Source organism: Lysinibacillus sp. NPDC097162, assembly GCF_044762185.1.
Taxonomy (GTDB): Bacteria; Bacillota; Bacilli; order Bacillales_A; family Planococcaceae; genus Lysinibacillus.
In genome coordinates this window covers 1-5,583 of the sequence record NZ_JBIWDT010000014.1, presented here as the reverse complement: position 1 = coordinate 5,583, position 5,583 = coordinate 1, and the positions used below count along the sequence as shown (strand labels likewise).

Below are 5,583 nucleotides of genomic sequence, written 5' to 3'. Positions count from 1 at the left end.
CAGGGGGAAGCCCCCAACTACCATCGGCGCTAAAGAGCTTAACTTCCGTGTTCGGTATGGGAACGGGTGTGACCTCTTTGCCATCATCACTAGACTATTTTCGGTTTCCAATTTATAACGTATCTTGAAACCCTTATGTATTTCGTTTTGAAGTTGTTTACCTGTCCTTCAAGACAAGAATTATTGTATAACGTTTATCAACATAATGCAACCCTTTTTTATAAAAAAAAGAAATTACTACTTTTTGAAGATATTTTTGTTATGTGAGAGAAATAATCGCTCTGCTAATCATTATAGCAATTGTTTTTTCAAAAGAAAACATTTTATTACATAAAAATTAAAAAGTTTAGTTTTAGCAAATAGAATAAAGAATATATTTAAACTACCAAACACAACTACTGTCCTTTTGATAATCTAGCGGTAAACAATTCAAGAGCACATCACGAATTTGCCTGATTGCAGTTTCCCCAATAATCTCGTAGTTAAAACTACTTCGTAACAATTATAAATGCAGGTGTTAGCTTTCTGTAGGCATTAGGTAAAGTTCACATTAAATGCTGGAGTTTATTAACATATGACAAATTCAATCTCCTATCTTTCGTTCCGTTTAACTTACTTTAAGAAAAGCTTTGATTTTCGCTGAAAGTGGCGACTCTGAGTGAAAATCTAAAGCTTTTTTTTAAATATTTCCCTACCATTATTTTCGTTTAGTATTTCGCAAAAACATTCGTCAGTGCAGCAAGTAATTGATCAATTTCTTCGAATGTTGTTGTTGGTCCAAAGGATATTCTAAAAAATTGACGTGCCTCCTCCATCGTATAGCCCATTGATAAAATTGCTTTCGTACCAGATTCACTGTGTATATCACAGGCACTACCAGTTGAAATACAAATACCTGCCTCGTTTAATTTTAACAATACATATTGCCCTTCCACTTTTTCCATTATCAAACCGCATATATTAGGCAGTTGCTCTACACTGTCAATCAATTGACAAGCTGAAGGTAAATTTTTTCGTAAATATTGACGTAGCAAATCATAATGTTGACGCTCATATTGATAATTTTCAATGGCTGCCGCAAACGCAACAATGGCAGGTGTATCTAGTGTTCCACCACGTAAACCTCGTTCATGCGTTACACCAGGCGTTAATGCTGGAACTCGAATTTTCGGATTTATAAATATAGCCCCACACCCTTTAGGTCCTCCTATTTTATGGGCTGAAATCGTCATCGCATCTACGTATGCACTAAATGAATTTGTTGCTAGTTTACAATAGGATTGCACACAATCTACATGGAAAAATATATTTTCGTTATTTGCTATTATTGCAATTTCCTCTACAGGTTGGATGGAACCTATTTCGGAATTTACATGTTGAATCGTTATTAATGCTGTATCTTCCCTTATCGCCTCACGAACTTGTTCTACATCGATACATCCATTAAGCTGTAAAGGTAATTTCGTGATGGTAAACCCCATTTTTTCAAGTGTATTTAATGCTGCATGAACGGATGTATGTTCGGCTTGTGATGAAATAATATGCTTTCCTTTTTTTGAAGCTAAAGCAAGTGACAAAATTGATATTAAATTTCCCTCTGTTCCGCTCCCAGTAAAAATAATCCCATCACTTTCTACACCGAGAGTCCCTGCTACTATAGCCCTTGCCTGCTCAACAAAATAATTTGCTTGTCCTCCTAAATCGTGTAAGCTCGCACTATTTCCATAATACCGTTTTGCAACGTCACAATAAGCCTGAAGTGCATTACTCGACATTGGAGATGTTGCTGCATAATCCATATAAATCATCTTATTCTCCCTTTCTAGTCATCAAGTCTTGTTTTCCTTTTTATTTTATGTAAAGATATGTGTCAAGACAACTGTAAAGAAGGTATAGCTATGGATGTAAAGACAGACATACTCATTATTGGTAGCGGCATTGCGTCTCTTCAAGCTGCACGACTACTCGGACAATATTTTCAAGTACAGATTGTTACAAAATCCTCTGTTAAAACAAGTAGCTCTTATCGTGCACAAGGAGGAATAGCTGCTGTTACTAGTCCAGAAGATCATATAAAGTTTCATATCACTGATACACTGTCTGCTGGTGAATACCATCATGAAAACAAATTTGTTGATGTACTTATACAGGATGGAATGACGATTATCCAACAACTGCTATTAGATGGATTACCAATTGATCGACTAGATAATGGCGAACCTGCCCTTGGCTTAGAAGGAGCACATAGCCATCATCGCATTTTACATGCTGGTGGTGATAGGACTGGTCAAATACTGATTGATTACTTGCTTCAGCATCTATCTCCAAATGTTCACGTTAATAGCAACGAGATGGCATTCGAGTTGTTAATGAATACGGATGGTGCTTGTATTGGCGTGCTGACAAAAAGCGATAAAGGAATAAAACGTTATTTTGCTCATCACGTCATCCTTGCTTCAGGTGGTGCGGGTGCTCTCTACTCAAGTACTTCTAACTATGCCACGAATACTGGAGACGGTATTGCATTAGCGTATCGTGCGGGTGCTGCCATCAGTGATATGGAATTTATGCAATTTCATCCAAGTCTATTATGGTGTAATGGTGAAGCTAAAGGATTGGTTTCTGAAGCTGTTCGGGGTGCTGGAGGAATTTTTGTTAATGCAGAGCGTCAACCGATTATGGCAGGTGTGCATCCGTTGCTCGATTTAGCACCACGTCATGTTACTGCACACACGTTATATATTAAACGTACATTCGGGCAAGAAACGTTTATTGATATTTCAAGCATTCAGGGATTTGATAATAAATTCCCTACTATTACAAAACTTTGCATAGATAACGGTATTGATTTACAAAACGGTCTAATTCCTGTAGCTCCAGGCAGCCATTTTTTAATGGGTGGTGTGATTGCTGATGATACGGGAAGAACCTCGATTTCTAATCTTTATGCAGTTGGTGAGGTTGCTTGTACAGGGGTTCATGGTGCAAACCGTTTAGCTAGCAATTCATTACTTGAAGGCATAACATTCGGTCAAAAAATGGCTCAATTTATTATAAAAACTGGTTGTAAGCAAACTAATTTCACGCTTGCTGTTGCTCATTGCCATCAATCGATGCCTGCTTTATTAACAAAGGAAAACTTACAACAAACAATGATGCACACATTGGGCATCGTCCGAAACCCTTTGGATATGCAGCTTTTGATAGAACAACTACCTTCATTACAAATTCTACGTCAAGTTAATGTAATGGGCTTAAATCAACAGCAACTAGAACTTTACATGATGCATATTGTTGCATCATTGATGGTACATGCTGCCATCACACGAACAGAAACTCGTGGTGCCCACATTCGGAATGATAAGCCTAACAGTGAAGCAAAGTGGGCACAACGCTGGATTATTTTTCAACAAGGACAAATGAAAGTGAGGAATTCATTGTATGAATATCATCAAACTCGAGGAAATGCTCAAGCAATTTTTTAATGAAGATATAGGAGATGGGGATTTATCAAGCGAGCTGATCTTTTCATTTGAGCAAATAGGTTCTTTTTCGTTTTATGCAAAAGACAGCGGCATTTTTTGTGGAACACCTATTATCGAACATGGATTTCGTTTACTCGATCCCTCCATGCATATAACTATGCATAAAAATGATGGTGATACCGTGAATTTCGGAGATGTTCTTGCTGTTATTAAAGGACCTCTACAAAAATTATTATTAGGTGAGCGAGTCATTTTAAATCTTATTCAACGCATGTCTGCTATCGCCACTGCAGCCAATTTAGCAGTTCGTGAAACAGTAGGAACCTCTGCGAAAATTTGCGATACACGCAAAACAATTCCTGGATTACGTATGCTCGATAAATATGCTGTACGAGTAGGTGGTGCCTATAATCACCGAAGTGGCTTATACGATGCTATTATGCTCAAAGATAATCATATTGCTTTTGCAGGAAGTATTACTGAAGCCGTACAAACTGCTCGCAAAAAAATTGGGCACACTGTAAAAATCGAAGTGGAGATTGAAACGAAAGCACAATTAGAAGAAGCTATATTAGCTGGGGCGGACATTATTATGTTCGATAATCGTACACCAGACGAAATACGTGCTTGGCTTCAAATTGTTCCAGCACATATCGCTACTGAAGCTTCTGGTGGCATTACATTAGAAAACCTCAATGCTTATGCAAAGTCGGGTATTCAATGGATTTCTTTAGGTGCATTAACTCACTCTGTAAAAGCTTTTGATATTAGCGCACTTGTACAAATGAAAGGAGAGCATACACTTGTCCATCACTAGTTTACTACAACAAGCTTCACTTCTTCCTGAGCATTATCGAACATTGTCAACAGAAGAAATGGAATCTCGTATTCGAGCTATTAAAAAGAAATTAGGTAAGAAACTCTTTATACCTGGACATCACTATCAAAAAGATGAAGTAATACAATTTGCTGATGCTACGGGAGATTCCTTACAGCTTGCTCAAATATCAGCTACTAATAAAGAAGCTGAGCATATTGTTTTTTGTGGTGTGCATTTTATGGCAGAAACAGCCGATATGCTAACTACTGAGAAGCAACATGTCTACTTACCTGATATGCGTGCAGGGTGTTCGATGGCAGACATGGCAGATATTTATCAAACAGAACAAGCATGGCCTATTTTACAGCAACTTTTCGGCAATACAATTTTGCCATTAACATATGTTAATTCTACTGCTGCAATTAAAGCATTTACTGGACGTCACGGTGGCGCCTGTGTAACCTCCTCCAATGCAAAAGAAATGGTAAAATGGGCATTTTCACAAAAACAACGTATTTTATTTTTACCAGATCAGCATTTAGGAAGAAATACAGCGTTCGATTTAGGTGTGCCTCTCGAAAATATGGCCGTATGGAATCCACATACGAATACGCTTGAAACAGATCAATCGCCAGAAAATATTCAAGTAATATTGTGGAAAGGACACTGTTCAGTCCATGAAGGCTTTACAGTGCAACATATAGCAATGGTTCGTCAATCACATCCAAATATGCGTATTATCGTTCATCCTGAATGTAGCCGTGAAGTTGTCGCTGCTGCAGATGATGCAGGCTCTACAAAATATATTATTGATACTATTAATAATACTTCAAGCGGATCAGCGTGGGCAATTGGAACAGAAATGAATCTAGTAAACCGCATTATTCAACAACATCCTGATAAACATATTATTTCTTTAAACGAAAACTTTTGCCCTTGTCTTACAATGAATCGCATTGACCTTCCACATTTACTATGGTCACTTGAAAGCATTAATCAGGGCCAGCCACATAACCGTATTCAAGTGGATACGTCAACGGCAAAAGAAGCTCGTAGCTCTCTTGAAAGAATGCTGTCACGTGCGTAAGCAAAAAAATCGTCTACCTATTTAGTGGTAGACGATTTTTCGTATTTCTTCTGTTAAAAAAAGCACAGTCGATGTAAACAATTACATCGACTGTGCTTTAGTATGACCCCTACGGGATTCGAACCCGTGTTACCGCCGTGAAAGGGCGGTGTCTTAACCGCTTGACCAAGGGGCCAATGGCGGAGAAGGAG

4 protein-coding genes, 1 tRNA gene and 1 rRNA gene are annotated in these 5,583 nt (G+C 38.0%); 3 read left to right on the top strand and 3 right to left on the bottom strand.

Going from position 1 to position 5,583, the window contains the following annotated elements; translation table 11 throughout:
- Both rrf and ACIQXW_RS24190 read right to left on the bottom strand, forming a co-directional pair.
- Positions 1-94 (bottom strand): 5S ribosomal RNA (gene rrf / locus ACIQXW_RS24195); the annotation flags it as partial.
- 613 nt (positions 95-707) lie between these two features.
- The gene (locus ACIQXW_RS24190) at positions 708-1,799 is read right to left on the bottom strand and encodes a cysteine desulfurase family protein (RefSeq protein WP_402766346.1); all 1,092 of its coding nucleotides are present in this window, start codon (positions 1,797-1,799) and stop codon (positions 708-710) included.
- A gap of 99 nt (positions 1,800-1,898) precedes the next feature.
- Between ACIQXW_RS24190 and nadB the strand changes: the two genes are divergently transcribed.
- Genes nadB through nadA form a run of 3 tightly spaced genes read left to right on the top strand, consistent with a single transcriptional unit; the run spans position 1,899 to position 5,392 of the window.
- Positions 1,899-3,485, top strand: a complete 1,587-nt coding sequence (gene nadB, locus ACIQXW_RS24185; protein WP_402766343.1) for an L-aspartate oxidase — start codon at positions 1,899-1,901, stop codon at positions 3,483-3,485.
- Positions 3,442-4,302, top strand: coding sequence for a carboxylating nicotinate-nucleotide diphosphorylase (gene nadC, locus ACIQXW_RS24180; protein ID WP_340822886.1), 861 nt, complete (start codon positions 3,442-3,444; stop codon positions 4,300-4,302). The genes nadB and nadC overlap by 44 nt, the downstream gene beginning before the upstream one ends.
- Positions 4,289-5,392, top strand: a complete 1,104-nt coding sequence (gene nadA, locus ACIQXW_RS24175; protein ID WP_402766340.1) for a quinolinate synthase NadA — start codon at positions 4,289-4,291, stop codon at positions 5,390-5,392. The genes nadC and nadA overlap by 14 nt, the downstream gene beginning before the upstream one ends.
- Before the next feature lie 103 nt (positions 5,393-5,495).
- Here nadA and ACIQXW_RS24170 read toward each other — a convergent pair.
- Positions 5,496-5,567 (bottom strand) — tRNA-Glu (locus ACIQXW_RS24170).
- Between the last annotated feature and the right edge of the window lie 16 nt (positions 5,568-5,583).